Source organism: Humidesulfovibrio sp. (assembly GCF_031082295.1).
Lineage (GTDB): Bacteria > Desulfobacterota > Desulfovibrionia > Desulfovibrionales > Desulfovibrionaceae > Humidesulfovibrio.
The window spans coordinates 1-15,916 of record NZ_JAVHLD010000047.1; the positions used below are offsets into that span (position 1 = coordinate 1).

The following is a 15,916-nucleotide window of genomic DNA, read 5'->3' on the forward strand; positions in this document are numbered from 1 at the left end:
AGGGCAAGGTGCCGGGCTATGAGAGGGTGCGCACGGAGAATGGCGAAACCCCACAGCCGGGTGATATCGCGGCGAGCGCAGAGCATGTTGGCATCGTGAGCGGCGAGGGCAAGACGATTTCAGTCACGACGGCAGACAGATTCTCCCCTGCATACGGTCATGTCATTGAAAACAACTGGGGCTTCAGGCCAGAGCACAAGAACAAGGTGACCTTCTGGCGACACACAGAGCGTAACGTCGGCAAACAATAATACGGGGTATACATGACGGCACCTCCCGCCTTCTGGCGTTGGCTTTCCTGCCTCCTTGCCGTGGCGCTCGCCACTTCGTTGGTGGCCCTGCGTCTGCACACAGGTTATCCTGCGGAGTGGGACAAGGTGCAGGTTGGCATGACCATCTCCCAGGTGCGGGCGATTTGCGGCCCGTCTACTTACAGCGGCGAGGGAGTGGAACAGGAACGGTGGGAGAAGCCGTCATTGTGGGGTTGTTGGGTGCTTCAAGTTGGGCATAGCGAAGAAAGCCAGGGGGCGCATGCTCTCGTCAGCACCATTGAGCTTTACTTTAATGCTTCACCGTTTGGGGTTGTGCCGCATCATGATTTTATTCCTCCTGTGAAAGATTACGATGCGTTCTACAAGGCCTTCGGACAGGTTCTAAAACCCTATCCGTACGTTCTTCCGCAACGCAGCCAAAGCACCGTGAGGCTCCCAAGAGAGCCGTGACCTTCAAGGGCGCTCCCAAGAAGAAAGGCCCCAAGTCCCGGCAGTCCAAGCTGCTTTAGCCGCCCTCGGCCAACGACTGGTACAAGGGCGGTCCCGATGACGCCGAGTTGCGCCGCCAAGTGGCGGAGATGCAGTCCAAGGCCGAGCAGGACACCAATGTTCAGGCGTTTATCTCGCCCTATGGCGGATTTTTCAGAAACGAGAAGGATCCAACTAAGTTGACAGAACTATCGCCGGGTCATCCCGAGGTTAAAAGGCACTGGGACCACGTCCACCTTGCCGTGTTTAAAAGAAAGTGATTGGAATAGCGCCGCCAGCCGCCCTCACCCGGTGGCTGGCGGCAATGGAGGCGCTCATGCGAAAGCTCTGCATTCTATTCTGCCTCTGCCTGCTCCTGCCCACCTGGGCCAGGGCGGAATACCCGCGCGTGGACGACGACCTCGCTGTGCGCGTGTTTTGCTCTGGTGAATTCAAGGGAATTTGGCATGGTTGCGGTAGGCATAGCGTAACGCTCATCACTGCGCCCGAGGCCGAAGGCAAGGGAGTGCGGCTTCTTGCGGCCTATGTGGAGAACGAGTCCCTGCCGGATTCCGCCTACATGCTCTTGCGTGGTCCAGCCGCCGCGCGCTGGGACAACCTGCGTCCCGCGCCGGGGTATTCCAAGGACCGGAACGCGGGTGACACCTGCCGTTATTGGGCCGACCGCCTCACGGTCAAGCCGGGCGGCCGGATGCACAACGCCACAGTTGAGCTCGACCTCGGCGCGGACCCGCCGGTGCTGCGGAGCCTGGACGGCAACGGACGCGAGATGGTGGAGGTTCTCGCGCCAGTCCCCCAGTCCGAAACCGCCAAGATGATGTCCCGGAGCTACGTTGTCACCCAGCGCGAAACCCGGGCCATGAGCTTTCGTGTGCTTGAGGCCAACATGGGCGACGGGGGGCTTCGCCTCGGCGAGGTCAAGGTGCGCGACCTGCCGCGCAGCCCCCTGCTGGTGGCCCTGGCGCAGAAAGGCGAGGGTGGGCGGCGCGTCGTGCGTGTGCTGGAGGCCCGGCAGTGGTGGAGCGCCGTGCGCATCCTCTCCGCGCCTGGCGAGGACGACCGCAACGGGGCCTTCGTCTTCGAGGCCATGTCAACGGACCTGAACCCTGCGGCCAAGGATCCCGATGAGCGGCGCGCGGACCTGTACCGCTACGAGGTGACGCTCGACAAGGTCGCCAGGACCCTGGTGTCCACCGGCTGGCGGCTCGACGTGGAGGAAGACGTCTGGAAACGCGGCCAGGAGTTCCGCAACAGGGAGCCATGAGCCGAGCTGCGCCGCCTTCTGCCCCCTGACGCAAGCCCTCGGGCTGCTGGCATGGCAAGCGGCCCGGTGTGCCCGGCCCCGGTCCAGCCTGGCGCGGCATTTCGCCTGTCCATATTGACATAACCGCCCGCCGGGGCGAATATCCGCTCTCGCGCGATTGTCGGGCATGGCCCCGCGCCCGCGCCATTTGTTTCCCCGGAGGTCCCGCCATGTCCAAGCACGACGCCCCCAAGGGCGATTTCGCCTGCCCGCCTGCCAACCCGCTCGCCGATCCCCACGCCGAGGCGCCCGCCTGCCCCACGGCCATGCCCCGCGACCTGGCCCGCGAGGCCGAGCGCGCGCGCCTGATCATCGAGACCCTGCCCTACATCCGCGAGTTCGCCGGGCAGACCGTGGTCATCAAGTACGGCGGCAACGCCATGATCGACGAGACGCTGAAGCAGAGCTTCGCTCGCAGCGTGGTGCTGCTGAAGTACGTCGGGGTCAACCCCATCATCGTGCACGGCGGCGGCCCGCAGATCGGCAAGATGCTGAAAGCGCTCAACATCGAGTCGCATTTCCGCCAGGGCCTGCGCGTCACCGACGGCGCCACCATGGACGTGGTGGAGATGGTGCTGGTGGGCAAGGTCAACAAGGAGATCGTCAACCTCATCAACCTGGCCGGGGGGCGCGCCGTGGGCCTGTCCGGCAAGGACGGCATGCTCATCCGCGCCGAGAAGAAGGAGCTGGCGGTGGAGTCCGCAACCGCCCCCCCCGAGATCATCGACCTCGGCATGGTGGGCGAGGTGCTGAGCATCGAGACCAGCGTGCTCAAGTCGCTCATGGGCGTGGGCATCATCCCGGTCATCGCGCCCGTGGGCGTGGACGACAAGGGCCAGACGTACAACATCAACGCCGACTCCGTGGCCGGGGCCGTGGCTGCGGCCATGCGCGCCAAGCGCCTGCACCTGTTGACCGACGTGCCCGGCGTGCTGGACTGCGACAAGAGGCTCATCCCCTCCATGACCAGCACCCAGGCCTTCGAGGCCATCGAGCGCGGCGTGGTGGTGGGGGGCATGATCCCCAAGCTGCAGTGCTGCCTGGAGGCGGTGCTGGGCGGCGTGGAGAAGGTCCACATCATCGACGGGCGCGTGGAGAACTGCGTCCTGCTTGAAATGTTCACCACCTGCGGCATCGGCACCGAAATCACCCGCTAGCACGAGGAGCACACATGCGCGCCATCGCCGTCGTCGGCTACAAGAAATCCGGCAAGACCACCCTGGCCATGGAGCTGGCCCAAGCCCTGAAGGCCCAAGGCCACACCGTCACCCTGGCCAAGCACTCGCACCATGGTTTTGACGAGAAGCCCGACACCGACACCGCGCGCTTCCGCGACGTGGCGGACATGGTCCTGGGGTTCTCGCCCGGCGGCAGCTTCGTGTCCTGGCCCGGCGAGAAGCCGCTCACCGACCTCGTGCCCCTGGTGGGAACCGACATCCTTGTGCTTGAGGGCGGCAAGACCCTGGGCGTCATGCCGCGCATCATCATCGCGCCCGACGAGGCCACAGCGGGCGACCTGGACCCCGAGCTGGCCCTGGCCGCCTACGGCGACGTGGCCCTGGAAGGGGTCATGGCCACCCGCGACATCGCGGGCCTGGCGCGCATCGCGGCCAACGGCGGCTTCCTGCTGCCCGGGCTGGACTGCGGCGGCTGCGGCCGGCCCAACTGCCGCGCCCTGGCCGCGGAGATCGTGGCCGGAGACGCCACCGAGGCCGACTGCGTGGCCATGAACGGCGCGCTCAAGATCAACATCAACGGCCAGCCCCTGGCGCTGAACCCGTTCATCGAACGCATGCTGCGCGGCGGCATCCTGGGCATGCTGCGCGAGCTCAAGGGCTTCGGCCCCGGCCCCGTGGACATCCAGCTGGGCTGAGCCGGAAACGCATGACCGCACCCGCCAAGACACTGGACGGACACGGCTTTTTGAAGGTCGTGAGCCGCGCCGAGTTCGCCGCGCTCCTGTCCTCCTTCGCGCCCCTGGCCAGCGAGGACTGCGCCCTCGGGCAGGCCCTGGGCCGCGTGCTGGCACGCGACGTGGCCGCGCCCGAGGACCTGCCCCGCACCGCGCGCGCCTGCATGGACGGCTACGCGCTCAGCGCCCGCGACGTGTTCGGCGCCACCGAGACCAACCCGGCCTACGTGGACTGCGTGGCCGACCTGCGCATCGACTGGGCGGGCGGCGCGGGCGGCGTCAGCCTGAAGTCCGGCCAGGCAGCGCGCATCCCCACCGGCGGCAGCCTGCCCGAGGGCGCCGACGCCGTGGTCATGGTGGAGCACACAGGGGAATTGGGCGCAAACGCCATTGAGGTGCGAAAGACCGCAGCCCCAGGCGAGAACGTCATGCTCCCCGGCGAGGACGTGCGCGCCAGCGACATCGCCCTGCCTGCGGGCCGCACCCTGCGCGCCCAGGACATCGGGCTGCTGGCGGCGCTGGGCGTCATGGAGATCGGCGTGGGCAGGAGGCCGCGCGTGGGCGTGCTGTCCACCGGCGACGAGCTGGTCCCGGCCGAGGCCACCCCGCGCCCCGGCCAGATCCGCGACGTGAACGCGAGCGCGCTGTGCTGCCTGGCGCATGAGGCCGGTGCGGAGGCCGTGGCGCTCGGCATCGTGCCCGACGACCTGCCACGGCTGACGCAGGCCCTGGCGAGCGCCCTTGAGCGCTGCGACGTGGTGCTCGTGTCCGGAGGAAGCTCTCTCGGCGCGCGCGACCACTCGGTGGCGGCCATGCAGGCCCAGCCCGGCGCGGAAATCTTGGCCCACGGCATCGCCATGAGCCCCGGCAAGCCCACCATCCTGGCCAGGGCCGGGGGCAAGGCCATTCTCGGCCTGCCCGGCCAGGTGACCTCGGCCCAGGTGGTCATGGCCGTGCTGGTGAAGCCCTTCCTGCGCCACCTGGCGGGGGATGCCTCCGCCTTGAGCGTCGCGCCGCCGCCATTCCTGGTGGAGCTGGCCCGCAACATCGCCAGCCGCCCCGGGCGCGAGGACTTCGTGCGCGTGCGGCTGGAGGCCCGGCCCGGCGCGGTGCCCCTGGCGCACCCGGTGCTCGGCAAGTCCGGCCTGCTGAAGACCCTGCTCGACGCGGACGGCCTTGTGGCCGTGCCCGCCAACGCCGAGGGGCTGTACAAGGGCGCGCTTGCACCGGTGCACCTGCTGTAGCAACGGCTGGAAGCCGGATCGTCCACCGGACGCCTCTCTCCCTCCCCTGGCGCCATACCGTCGGCTCCTGGCCGCAGCCAACGCCCACGACGGATTCCCGCCAGCGGCCCAGCAGTCCAGCTGCCTGAAACCGCCCTTATCCTTTCGCGCCAGGCCCAAGGCAACCAGCTTCCAACATGGATTGGACTTACGTTCATACTGTGGTATTGGCTGAGACTGATTACTTCTAATGCCACAGGAGGACAGCCATATGGGTACCGAAACAAAATGCCCGGTGACGGGCATGTCCGCACGCCAGGTCGCCGGCGGCGGCACTTCCAACCGGGACTGGTGGCCCAACCAGTTGCGGCTGGACATCCTGCACCAGCATTCCGCCAAGTCCAACCCCATGGGCGGGGACTTCAACTACGCCGAGGAGTTCAAGAAGCTCGACCTGGAGGCGCTGAAGCAGGATATCTTCCTGCTGATGAGGGACTCCCAGGACTGGTGGCCCGCGGACTACGGCCACTACGGTCCCCTGTTCATCCGCATGGCCTGGCACAGCGCGGGCACCTACCGCGTGGGCGACGGCCGTGGCGGGGCGGGTTCCGGCAGCCAGCGCCTGGCTCCGCTGAACAGCTGGCCGGACAACGTGAACCTGGACAAGGCCCGCAGGCTGCTCTGGCCCATCAAGCAGAAGTATGGCCGCAGGATCTCCTGGGCCGACCTCATGGTCCTGGCCGGCACCTGCGCCATCGAGTCCATGGGGCTCAAGCCCTTTGGCTTCGGCGGCGGCCGCGAGGACGTCTGGGAGCCGGAGCTCGACATCTATTGGGGCGCGGAGGACGCCTGGCTCGGCGACAGCCGCTATTCCGGCGACAGGGAGCTGGACAACCCGCTGGCCGCCGTGCAGATGGGCCTGATCTACGTGAACCCGGAGGGCCCCAACGGCAATCCCGATCCCGTGGCCTCGGGCCGTGACGTGCGCACCACCTTCGAGCGCATGGCCATGAACGACGAGGAAACCGTGGCCCTGGTCGCGGGCGGGCACACCTTCGGCAAATGCCACGGCGCGGGCCCGGCCACGCATGTGGGCCGCGAGCCGGAAGGTGCGCCCCTCGAGGAGCAGGGACTGGGCTGGAAGAGCAGCTTCGGCAGCGGCAAGGGCGGGGACGCCATCGGCAGCGGCCTGGAAGGGGCCTGGAAGCCGAACCCGACCAAGTGGGACCTCGGCTACCTGCGCATCCTGTTCCAGTACGAGTGGGAGCTGGTGAAGAGTCCGGCCGGGGCGAACCAGTGGCTGGCCAAGGACGTGGCCCCCTCGGACATGATCGCCGACGCACACGACCCGGACAAGAAACACCGGCCCATGATGACCACGGCGGACCTTTCGCTGCGCTTCGACCCCATCTACGAGCCCATTGCCCGGCATTTCCTTAAACATCCCAAGGAATTCGCAGACGCCTTCGCCCGGGCCTGGTTCAAGCTGACCCACCGAGACCTGGGGCCGCGCTCGCGCTATCTGGGCTCCATGGTGCCAAGCGAGGCCCTGCTGTGGCAGGACCCTGTGCCCCCGCTCACGCATCCCGTGGTGGATGCGGCGGACATCGCGTCGCTCAAGGCCAAGCTTCTGGCGTGCGGCCTGTCCGTGCCCCAGCTGGTCACCACGGCCTGGGCCTCGGCGTCCACCTTCCGAGGTTCGGACAAGCGTGGCGGAGCCAACGGCGCGCGCATTCGCCTGGCCCCCATGAAAGACTGGGCGGTGAACCAGCCCGCCGAGCTTGCGGCGGTGCTCACAACCCTGGAGAAGCTCCAGGCGGAGTTCAACCAGGCCCAAACCGGAGGCAAGCGTATCTCCCTGGCTGACCTGATCGTGCTGGGCGGCTGCTCGGCCGTGGAGGCGGCGGCCAAGGCGGCGGGCTGCCCGGTCACGGTACCCTTTACTCCCGGACGCACCGACGCCACGCAGGAGCAGACCGACGTGCATTCCGTCGGCGTGCTGGAGCCGAAGGCCGACGGCTTCCGCAACTTCCTCAAGGCGAAATACTCCGTGACGGCCGAGGAGATGCTCATCGACCGCGCGCAGCTGCTGACCCTGACCGCGCCGGAAATGACGGTGCTGGTGGGCGGCCTGCGGGTGCTGGGCGCCAACCACGGGAACGCCGGGCAGGGGGTCTTCACCGCGCGCGTCGGTACGCTCAGCAACGACTTCTTCGTGAACCTGCTGGACATGGCCACCGTGTGGAGCGCCACCAAGGACGAGCAGCTGTACGAGGGCCGCGACCGCGCCTCGGGCCAACTCAAGTGGACCGGCACGCGGGTGGACCTGGTCTTCGGGTCGAACTCGCAGCTGCGGGCCATCTCCGAGGTCTATGCCTGTGCTGATTCCAGGGAGAAGTTCGTGGCGGACTTCGTCAAGGCCTGGACCAAGGTCATGAACCTCGACCGCTTTGACTTGGCCTAGGTCGGCCACATCTTCAGCGGATCAACGAACGGGGGCGGGGCAGGGCGGTGCGCCTGGCCTCGTCCCCGTTCCCGTCGCTTGTGACACGAAGAACGATACTTGACGCTCGCCCGCGCCGGGGCTAATTGCCCAGGCTGCGGAGCCGCCCCTTCCGGCTGGCCGCAGTGAACGCGAAGGAGAACGACATGAGCGAACAGACCGCCGCAAGCCCCAAGCGCCAGCTCACCGCCCCGGACATCCTGGCCGCCAAGGGGCAACGGAAACTCGCCGTGCTTACGGCCTACGACTACCCCACCGGACTGCTGGCCGACGAGGCCGGGGCCGACGTCATCCTCGTGGGCGACAGCCTGGGCAACGTCTGCCTGGGCCTGCCGGACACCCTGGGCGTGACCATGGCCGACATGCTGCACCACACCAGGGCGGCCGCCCGCGCCGTCAAAAACGCGCTGCTCGTGGGCGACATGCCGTTTCTGTCCTACCAGACCGGCATCGAGACGGCGGTGGCCAACGCCGGGCGCTTCCTGCAGGAGGCCGGGGCCCGCGCCGTGAAGCTGGAGGGCGGGGCGGAGTTCGTCCCGCACATCAAGGCCATGCTCTCCGCGGGCATCCCGGTCATGGGCCACCTGGGGCTGACCCCGCAGCAGATCGCGCGGCTGGGCGGCTTCAAGGCCCAGGGCAAGACCGCCCGCGCCGCCAGGAAGCTTCTGGCCGACGCCCACGCCCTGGCCGGGGCCGGGTGCTTCGCCCTGGTGCTGGAGGCCGTTCCCGCGGAGGTTGCGGCGCGCATCACGGCGGAGATTGACATCCCCACCATCGGCATCGGGGCCGGGCCGGACTGCGACGGCCAGGTGCTGGTGTTCCACGACGTCTTGGGCCTGTGCCCGGGCCTGCGGCCCAGCTTCGTCAAGCAGTACGCCGACCTCTGGACCCCGGCCCGCGAGGCCCTGAGCGCCTATTGCGCCGAGGTGCGCGGCGGCGCCTTCCCGGCGGAGGCCCAGACCCGGCGCATGGCCGCGGACGAGCTGGCGGAGTTCCAGGCCTCCTCCGAGTACGGGGACGACTAAGCCGCCCATGCACGCACCAACGAAACGTGATGTGATCTGATGGGCGACGCGCTCACCGTTCCCGTGCTTTGGCACGGCCTCGCCGTGCCGCTCTCGCGCCTGCTCATGTCCGTGAGCGTCGGCCTGTTCGTGGGCACGCTCATCGAGGCCCTGCAATGGACCCGCGCCGTGGCCAGGATCGCGCAGCCGCTGGTGCGCCTGGGGCGGCTCAAGGACGTGGCCGGGGCCAGCTTCTCCCTGGCGTTCTTCTCCGGCGCGGCGGCCAACGCCATGCTGGCCGAGGCCCACGAAAAGGGCGACATGACCCGCCGCGAGGTGGTGCTGTCGAATCTCTTCAACAGCCTGCCCACGTACTTTCTGCACCTGCCCACGCTGTTCTTCATCGCCGCGCCCTTCATCGGCCAGGCGGCGGTGTTCTACGTGAGCCTGACCGTGGCTGCTGCGCTGCTGCGCACGGTGGGCATCGTGGTCCTGGGGCGGCTGACGCTGCCGCCGCTGCCCGAGGGCTGCGTGGCCTGCCTGCTCTCCGAGGACAAGAAATGGGACTGGCGCGCGGCCCTGGACAAGACCTGGAAGCGCTTCAAGCGCCGCCTGCCGCGCATGGTCTACTACACCATCCCCATTTACGTGGCCATGTTCTTCCTCAAGCGCTGGGGCGCGTTCGACGCCATGGAGACCTGGATGGCCGAGAACGTCGCGTTCCTGTCCTGGCTGCCGCCCCAGGCCATGGGCGTCATCGGCTTCCACATGGCGGCGGAGACCACGGCCGGGTACGCGGCGGCGGGCGCGCTGGTGGCCACCGGCGGGCTGACCACCAAGCAGCTGGTGCTGGCGCTGCTGGTGGGCAACATTTTGTCCTCGCCGGTGCGGGCCATCCGCCACCAGTTCCCGTACTACGCGGGCATCTTCAAGCCCGGCCTGGCCATGAACCTGATCCTCTCCAACCAGGCCCTGCGGGTGGCGAGCATCCTCGTCGTGACGCTGGGCTACGCGCTCTGGGGCTAGCCCCGCGAGCCAACCCTCCCTCCTTGACCTTCGCCGCCCCTTTCTCTATTCTTCGTAATCTGAAATTCCGTCCCCCACCGCCAACCATCGGAGGGACCATGCCCCGCCGCGCCGCCCCGAAAGCCTTGACCCTGCTCGCCATTGCCTGCGCCCTGTGCGCCCTGGCCCTGCCCGCCCTGGCCAGGGAGCCCTTGCCGGAGCCACGGCTGCCCGAGAACAAGCATGTGCTGAGCCAAAAGGCCCAGGAGCTGCGCCAGGAGGGCGACCTCGTGCCCTACCAGCCCTCGCCCGCGGTGCTCAACGCGCTCTTCACCGCCGACGAAGACGCGCCCAAAGGAGTGTATGGTCCCATCTCGGCCTATGTCCGCACGCGCGCCTGCCCCACCGCCTGGCTCATCGAGAAGGGCGAGCTGGAGCGCGTCCGGGAGATTTCGTCCCGCAAGGTGCTCGTCCCCTACGAATTCAGCCTGACGCTTGAGGAGGACTGCCCCGGCAAGGTTAGCCACGCGGTGTTCGTCACCGCGCCCGGCAGCACCCCCGAGGCCTGGCTCAAGTGGCGCAGCCAGTTTCATGGCCGCAAGGCCGCGGGGCATTACAGCGCCGCGCTGGCGGGGCTCAAGAAGGCCGAGGCCGCAGGCCTTGTGCTCACCGGCGAGCTGCGCTTCCTGTCCGTCAACGGGGAGCTGCTGAACCGGAACCTGGAGGACGTGCTGCGCGAGGAAGGGCGGCTGGCCCCGGTCTTTGACCTCGAAAAGGGCGTGCGCACGGCGAAGTAGCAAGCACGGAGGAAGCCGCCGCCATGGCCGGACGCAAGAGAGACATCAGCACCGGGCAGCGCCTGGCCTCAAGGGCCGTGCTGGCGGTGCTCTGCGCCCTCGCCGCGTATCTGCTGCTCCAGCAGCCGCGCCTGAACCCGGCGGTGGTGGTGTCCCTGCGCGCGCCCGCGCCCAAGGCCGGCGCCTCGGCCCCGGCCCCCGGCCCGGCGGCCACTGAGCCGGGTGCCGCCGCACCTGCCGAGGCCGCCGCTCCCGGCGCCAAACCGGCCAGCCTGGCCAGCCTTCTTCCAGACGCCGTGCCGGGCGTGAAGGCTCTGGCCTCGGCCGAGTCCTTCAATCCCACCACCCTCTCGGACAAGATCAACGGCAAGGCCGAGCTGTACCTGGCCGCCGGGTTCGCGGCCATGGCCTGCCGCAGTTACCAGGCCGGGCCGGGCCGGGTGGAGCTGTTCCTCTACCGCATGAAGTCGCCGGACGCGGCCTTCGCCGTGTTCAGCGGCCAGCGCAGGCCCGGAGCCGCCCAGAGCGCCCTGGCCAAGAACGCCTACTTCACCGAGAACGCCCTGTTCCTGACCAGCGGCCCCAACTACCTGGAGGTCATCGGCGACCGCGCAGGCCAGCGGCAGGCGCTGGAAGCCCTGGCCAAGGCCGTGCTGGACGGGCTCGCGCCCCCAGCCGGGGCCGCCGCCGGGGAGAAGCCGAACGCCAAGCCCAGCGCCGATATCGCGCCGCCGGACCTGTTCCCCAGGCCCGGCCTCAAGGCCGACAGCATCCGCCTGGCCGTGGCCGACGCCTTCGGCTGCCAGGGGCTGACCAACATCTACACGGCGGAGTACGACGCGAGTTTCGGCGGGGCCGCCGGGCTGCTCTCGCGCCGCAAGGACGCCGCCGAGGCCAAGGCCCAGCTGGCGCTGTACCGGCGCTTCCTGACAGACAACGGCTTTGTTGAGCAGACGCCGCCAAGCGCTCCGGTCGGGGCTGTCGTCCTGGCGCTGGAGGGCATCGGCGTGGAGGTGCTGTTCACGCGCGGGCAGTGGCTGGCGGGCGTGCACGAGGCCCCGGACCTGCCCACGGCGCTGAAGCTGGCCGCTGCCATGGACGCGGCGCTGGGCGAAGCATTGAAGGCCAAGGGGGCGGGCAAATGAGCGCACCGGAACACGACATGCCTCCGCAGGATTCGCTAACGCGCGACCCGTCGTCGAATGAATTGTCGCGCCGCGACTTTCTGAAGCGGGCTGCCGGGGCCTCGGCCATCGCGCTTACGGGCGTGGGGCTGGCCGCGTCCCTGCTGGACCGGTCCGGGCCACCGGCGTCCGACCTGTTCGGCGGCAAGGCCTCGGCCAAGGGCCTGGGCGACTATTCCCTGCCCGAACTGCGCGGCAAGCCTGGGCGCATGGCGATCGTGCGGGCGAACCCCCAGGGCCAGCCGGACCGCAAGGCCATGCTGGAGCGCGCCCTGGCGTCGCTGGGGGGGCTTGGCGCGTTCATCAAGCCCGGCGACCGCGTGCTGCTCAAGGTCAACGCGGCCTTCGCCACCTCGCCGCTTCTGGGCGCCACCACCCACCCGGACCTGGTGGCCGCCGTGACCAGCCTGTGCCTGTCCGCAGGGGCGGCCTCCGTGGCGCTGACGGACAACCCTGTCCACAGCCCGGAGAGCTGTTTCGCGCTCACCGGCATCGCCGAGGCCGCCGCCAAAAGCGGGGCCAAGGTCATTCTGCCCAATGAGAACCTGTTCGCCCCGGTGACCGTGGCCCCCTCCGGCGATGTCGGCGGTCGGCTCATCCGCGACTGGCCCGCCCTGGCCGGGGCCTTCAAGGGGATCACGAAGTTCATCGCGCTCTCGCCGGTGAAGGACCACCACCGCGCCGTGGCCTCCATGACCCTGAAGAACTTTTACGGCCTGCTGGGCGGGCGCCGCAACGTGTTCCACCAGGACATCAACGGCGTCATCGCCGAGTTGGCGCTCTTGGCGCGGCCCACCCTGTGCGTGGTGGACGGCATGACGGTCATGCTGACCAACGGCCCCACCGGGGGCTCCCTGTCGGACCTGAAGGCCATGCACGTCATGGCCGTGAGCACCGACCCCGTGGCGGCGGACAGCTTCGGCATGGAGCTGCTGGGGCGCGCCGTGGCCGAGGCCCCGTACATCAAGCTGGCCGAGACCGCGGGCGCGGGCAGCGCGGACTACAAGGCCTTGAACCCCCACTTCCTGGACCTGGGGGCCTGACATGCGCATCGACATCCGCATCGTTGTCGCCCGCCGCATCTCCCAGGTTTTCTTCGTGCTGCTCACGCTGTGGCTCTGCGCCGTGGCCACCCTGGGCGCGAGCTTCTGGCGGCTGTCCGGCTGGCCGGTGAACTTCATCCTCCAGCTCGACCCGCTCACCGCCCTGGGCACGCTGCTGGCCACGCGCACGTGGTACGCGCCGCTGCTCTGGGCCGTGCCGGTCATCATCCTCACGGCCTTCCTGGGCCGGGTGTTCTGCGGCTTCGCGTGTCCGCTTGGCGCGCTCAACCAGGCCGTGGGCTGGCTGGCCAGTCGTGTGACGGCCGATATCCCGGGCGCGCGCGGACAGGCCCTGCGCGCCCGCCTGGCCGACAACCGCCACAGCCCCTGGCAGGCGGCCAAGTACTACGTGCTGGTGTTCCTGCTGGGCGCGGCCTGCTTCGGCAGCCTGCAGACGGGCCTGCTCGACCCCCTGCCGCTGGTGTTCCGCTCGCTGAACATGACCATCGCTCCCGTTGTCGACGCCGGGTTCCAGGCCCTGTTCCTCAAGCCCCGGCACTACGCCTCGGCCTGGCTGCTCCTGGCCGTGTTCGCCGCCATCCTGGGGCTCAATTTCCTGAAGCCGCGCTTTTTCTGCCGCTATGTCTGCCCGCTGGGCGCGCTGTTCGGCCTGCTGAACCGCTTCGCGCCGTGGCGCGTGGGCAAGACCGAGTCCCCTTGCGGCAACTGCACCCTGTGCGACACCTACTGCGAGGGCGCGTGCAGCCCGTCCGGCAGGCTTGTGGTCAGCGAGTGCCTCATGTGCATGAACTGCCTGGACGCCTGCCCGCAAGGACGCATGACCTTTGCCGGGCAACCCTCCGCCGCCGGTGAGGAGCACCTGCCCGAGCCCTCGCGCCGGGGCTTTCTGTTCGCCGCGCTGGCCGGGGCGCTGTCCACGCCCATCTGGACCATCGGCGGCCTGGCCGATACCGGCAAGAATCCGCTGCTCATCCGCCCGCCGGGCTCGCTCGACGAGGCGCGCTTCCTCTCGCTCTGCCTGCGCTGCGGCCAGTGCATGCGCGTGTGCCCCACAAACGTCATCCAGCCCGCGCTGGGCGAGGCCGGGCTGGAGGGCCTGTGGACCCCTGTGCTGAACTATCGCCTGGGCACCAGCGGCTGCCAGGTGCACTGCGTGGCCTGCGGCAACGTCTGCCCCACCGCGGCCATCCGGCCCCTGACGCTGGACGAGAAGCTCGGGCAGGGCAAGTTCGCGGCCAAGGGCCCGGTGCGCCTGGGCACGGCCTTCTTCGACCGCTCGCGCTGCCTGCCCTGGGCCTTCGAGCGTCCCTGCCTGGTCTGCCAGGAGCTGTGCCCGGTGAGCCCCAAGGCCATCCACACGCGCACCTTCTTCGAGCCTATCCGCTTCGGCCAGGCCGACATCGTGGCCGCCGAGGGCCGCAAGCTCAGCCTCGCAAGCCTGCCCAATCCCACGGTGAACCTGGGCAGCGGCGACTACCACCTGCGGCCCGCCGGGCTGAACTCCATGAACTCCCCGGAAACGGGCCTGCGGCGCATCAACGCCGTCATCTGGGCCGAGAAGGGCCAGACCCTGACCCTCGACGCCGAGCCCGACCCCAGGCAGGGCTGGAAGCTCGCGCCCGGCAGCGCGGTGGAGGTCGTCGTCCGCCTGCAGAAACCCTACGTCGATCCCGCCCGCTGCATCGGCTGCGGCGTGTGCGAGCACGAATGCCCCATCGCCGGCCTGCGCGGCGTCCGCGTGAGCTATGAGAACGAGTCGCGCTCCGGACCGGGGCGCATGCTCGTCTGACACCACAACGTCACCAGAAAACGCCAAAGGAGGCGCGCCATGTCCGCAAAGAACCCGCAAGGCCAGTCCCGCAGGAACTTCCTCAAGACCCTGGGCCTGGGCGCCGCAGCCGCTGCCGCTGCCCCAGCCCTGGCCATGACCGCCGCCACGGGCGAAGCCCTGGCCGCCCCCACGGCGCTTGGCCCAATGCCGAAACGCATGCTCGGCAAGACCGGCGTGGAGGTTCCCACCCTGGCCCTGGGCGGCATGTTCGACACCATCAACAACCAGCTCCTGCTGCGCCAGGCGCTCAACTGGGGCGTGACCTACTGGGACACTGCCGAGTACTATGGCCGGGGCCAGTCCGAGGAAGGCTTCGGCCGCTTCTTCGCCAAGAACCCCGATCGCCGCAAGGACGTCTTCCTCGTCACCAAGCTGACCCCGCGCGAAGGCCTGGACACCTTCCCCGATCGCTTCGAAAAGTCCCTGGCGCGCCTGAACACCAACTACGTCGACCTGTTCTTCGTGCACGGCATCGACTCCATGAGCCCGCTCACGCCGAAGATCCGCGCCTGGGCCGCGGACATGAAAAAGGCCGGGAAGATGCGGTTCTTCGGCTTCAGCACCCACTCCAACATGGAGGATCTGCTCATGGCCGCCGCCAAGGAGGGCGGCCCCGCCGCCGGGCTCGACGTCATCATGTTCACCTACAACATCCACGTCATGCACAAGCCCGCCATGCAGGCCGCCGTCGACGCCTGCGTCAAGGCGGGCATCGGGCTCGTGGCCATGAAGACCCAGGGCATGGGCCCGGCCATCAGCCCCTCCGAGGCCGAACTCAAGGTCGCCGAGCAGTTCCTCAAGCGCGGCTTCACCGAAAAGCAGGCCAAGCTCAAGGCCGTGTGGGGCAACCCGCACATCGCCAGCGTCTGCTCGCAGATGCCCAGCCTCAACATCCTCTCCGCCAACGTGGCCGCCGCGCGCGACAAGACCGCCCTCTCCGCCGCGGAAACCAGTGCCCTCCACGACCTGGCCTGCGCCGAAACCGGCGGCTACTGCGCGGGCTGCGCAAGCATCTGCCAGAACGCCACAAGCGGACTGCCCGTGCGGGAAGTCATGCGCGGACTCATGTACCAGCGCGGCTACTCCGAACCCGGCCTGGGCCAAAACCTCTTCGCCGAGCTGCCCGCCGACACGCGGCAAAAACTCGCCACCGCCGACTTCAGCCGCGCCGAAGCCGCCTGCCCCCATAGGCTGGAAATCGCCAAGCTCATGCGTGAGGCCAGCGAAACCCTGGCGTAAGGGCAGGGCAGGCCAGGGGAGAGCCAGGGGCGGCGCCCCTGGACCGGCCAAGAGAGGAATTGTAATACCCAGTTGAGCGTCTCAAAAACG

14 protein-coding genes are annotated in these 15,916 nt (G+C 68.8%); all 14 read left to right on the forward strand.

The window, feature by feature from the left end:
- Positions 1 to 251 (forward strand): hypothetical protein (locus tag RDU24_RS14985; protein ID WP_308736586.1); only part of this gene is annotated, 251 nt, incomplete at its 5' end.
- Between the two features lie 12 nt (positions 252 to 263).
- Positions 264 to 722 carry a hypothetical protein gene (locus tag RDU24_RS14990; RefSeq protein ID WP_308736587.1) on the forward strand — a complete coding sequence of 153 codons (459 nt, stop codon included), beginning with the start codon at positions 264 to 266 and terminating at the stop codon, positions 720 to 722.
- 355 nt (positions 723 to 1,077) lie between these two features.
- Positions 1,078 to 2,025: a hypothetical protein gene (locus RDU24_RS14995; RefSeq protein ID WP_308736588.1), complete on the forward strand. Its 948-nt coding sequence runs from the start codon at positions 1,078 to 1,080 to the stop codon at positions 2,023 to 2,025.
- Positions 2,026 to 2,330: 305 nt separating this feature from the next.
- Positions 2,331 to 3,221 carry an acetylglutamate kinase gene (gene argB, locus RDU24_RS15000; RefSeq protein WP_374989789.1) on the forward strand — a complete coding sequence of 297 codons (891 nt, stop codon included), beginning with the start codon at positions 2,331 to 2,333 and terminating at the stop codon, positions 3,219 to 3,221.
- A 14-nt stretch (positions 3,222 to 3,235) separates the two neighbouring features.
- The gene (locus RDU24_RS15005) at positions 3,236 to 3,937 is read left to right on the forward strand and encodes a molybdopterin-guanine dinucleotide biosynthesis protein MobB (RefSeq protein ID WP_308736589.1); all 702 of its coding nucleotides are present in this window, start codon (positions 3,236 to 3,238) and stop codon (positions 3,935 to 3,937) included.
- Between the two features lie 11 nt (positions 3,938 to 3,948).
- The gene (locus RDU24_RS15010; RefSeq protein ID WP_308736590.1) at positions 3,949 to 5,220 is read left to right on the forward strand and encodes a molybdopterin molybdotransferase MoeA; all 1,272 of its coding nucleotides are present in this window, start codon (positions 3,949 to 3,951) and stop codon (positions 5,218 to 5,220) included.
- A gap of 250 nt (positions 5,221 to 5,470) precedes the next feature.
- Positions 5,471 to 7,663, forward strand: coding sequence for a catalase/peroxidase HPI (gene katG, locus RDU24_RS15015; protein ID WP_308736591.1), 2,193 nt, complete (start codon positions 5,471 to 5,473; stop codon positions 7,661 to 7,663).
- Between the two features lie 185 nt (positions 7,664 to 7,848).
- Positions 7,849 to 8,727 (forward strand): 3-methyl-2-oxobutanoate hydroxymethyltransferase, encoded by an 879-nt coding sequence (panB, locus tag RDU24_RS15020; protein WP_308736592.1) that lies wholly within the window; start codon positions 7,849 to 7,851, stop codon positions 8,725 to 8,727.
- Positions 8,728 to 8,766: 39 nt separating this feature from the next.
- Positions 8,767 to 9,732, forward strand: a complete 966-nt coding sequence (locus RDU24_RS15025; protein WP_308736593.1) for a hypothetical protein — start codon at positions 8,767 to 8,769, stop codon at positions 9,730 to 9,732.
- A gap of 98 nt (positions 9,733 to 9,830) precedes the next feature.
- Positions 9,831 to 10,508, forward strand: coding sequence for a hypothetical protein (locus RDU24_RS15030; RefSeq protein ID WP_308736594.1), 678 nt, complete (start codon positions 9,831 to 9,833; stop codon positions 10,506 to 10,508).
- Between the two features lie 23 nt (positions 10,509 to 10,531).
- Positions 10,532 to 11,653 (forward strand): DUF6599 family protein, encoded by a 1,122-nt coding sequence (locus RDU24_RS15035; RefSeq protein ID WP_308736595.1) that lies wholly within the window; start codon positions 10,532 to 10,534, stop codon positions 11,651 to 11,653.
- The gene (locus RDU24_RS15040; RefSeq protein WP_308736596.1) at positions 11,650 to 12,735 is read left to right on the forward strand and encodes a DUF362 domain-containing protein; all 1,086 of its coding nucleotides are present in this window, start codon (positions 11,650 to 11,652) and stop codon (positions 12,733 to 12,735) included. Before RDU24_RS15035 ends, RDU24_RS15040 begins: the two co-directional genes overlap by 4 nt.
- A gap of 1 nt (position 12,736) precedes the next feature.
- Positions 12,737 to 14,545 (forward strand): 4Fe-4S binding protein, encoded by a 1,809-nt coding sequence (locus tag RDU24_RS15045; protein ID WP_308736597.1) that lies wholly within the window; start codon positions 12,737 to 12,739, stop codon positions 14,543 to 14,545.
- A 39-nt stretch (positions 14,546 to 14,584) separates the two neighbouring features.
- Positions 14,585 to 15,826: an aldo/keto reductase gene (locus RDU24_RS15050; protein WP_308736598.1), complete on the forward strand. Its 1,242-nt coding sequence runs from the start codon at positions 14,585 to 14,587 to the stop codon at positions 15,824 to 15,826.
- Positions 15,827 to 15,916: the final 90 nt, after the last annotated feature.

Excerpts from the sequence above, each read along its gene's own strand:
- RDU24_RS14990 (WP_308736587.1), top strand. The coding sequence starts at position 264 with ATGACGGCACCTCCCGCCTTCTGGCGTTGGCTTTCCTGCCTCCTTGCC.
- RDU24_RS14995 (WP_308736588.1), top strand. The coding sequence starts at position 1,078 with ATGCGAAAGCTCTGCATTCTATTCTGCCTCTGCCTGCTCCTGCCCACC.
- argB (WP_374989789.1), top strand. The coding sequence starts at position 2,331 with ATGCCCCGCGACCTGGCCCGCGAGGCCGAGCGCGCGCGCCTGATCATC.
- RDU24_RS15005 (WP_308736589.1), top strand. The coding sequence starts at position 3,236 with ATGCGCGCCATCGCCGTCGTCGGCTACAAGAAATCCGGCAAGACCACC.
- RDU24_RS15010 (WP_308736590.1), top strand. The coding sequence starts at position 3,949 with ATGACCGCACCCGCCAAGACACTGGACGGACACGGCTTTTTGAAGGTC.
- katG (WP_308736591.1), top strand. The coding sequence starts at position 5,471 with ATGGGTACCGAAACAAAATGCCCGGTGACGGGCATGTCCGCACGCCAG.
- panB (WP_308736592.1), top strand. The coding sequence starts at position 7,849 with ATGAGCGAACAGACCGCCGCAAGCCCCAAGCGCCAGCTCACCGCCCCG.
- RDU24_RS15025 (WP_308736593.1), top strand. The coding sequence starts at position 8,767 with ATGGGCGACGCGCTCACCGTTCCCGTGCTTTGGCACGGCCTCGCCGTG.
- RDU24_RS15030 (WP_308736594.1), top strand. The coding sequence starts at position 9,831 with ATGCCCCGCCGCGCCGCCCCGAAAGCCTTGACCCTGCTCGCCATTGCC.
- RDU24_RS15035 (WP_308736595.1), top strand. The coding sequence starts at position 10,532 with ATGGCCGGACGCAAGAGAGACATCAGCACCGGGCAGCGCCTGGCCTCA.
- RDU24_RS15040 (WP_308736596.1), top strand. The coding sequence starts at position 11,650 with ATGAGCGCACCGGAACACGACATGCCTCCGCAGGATTCGCTAACGCGC.
- RDU24_RS15045 (WP_308736597.1), top strand. The coding sequence starts at position 12,737 with ATGCGCATCGACATCCGCATCGTTGTCGCCCGCCGCATCTCCCAGGTT.
- RDU24_RS15050 (WP_308736598.1), top strand. The coding sequence starts at position 14,585 with ATGTCCGCAAAGAACCCGCAAGGCCAGTCCCGCAGGAACTTCCTCAAG.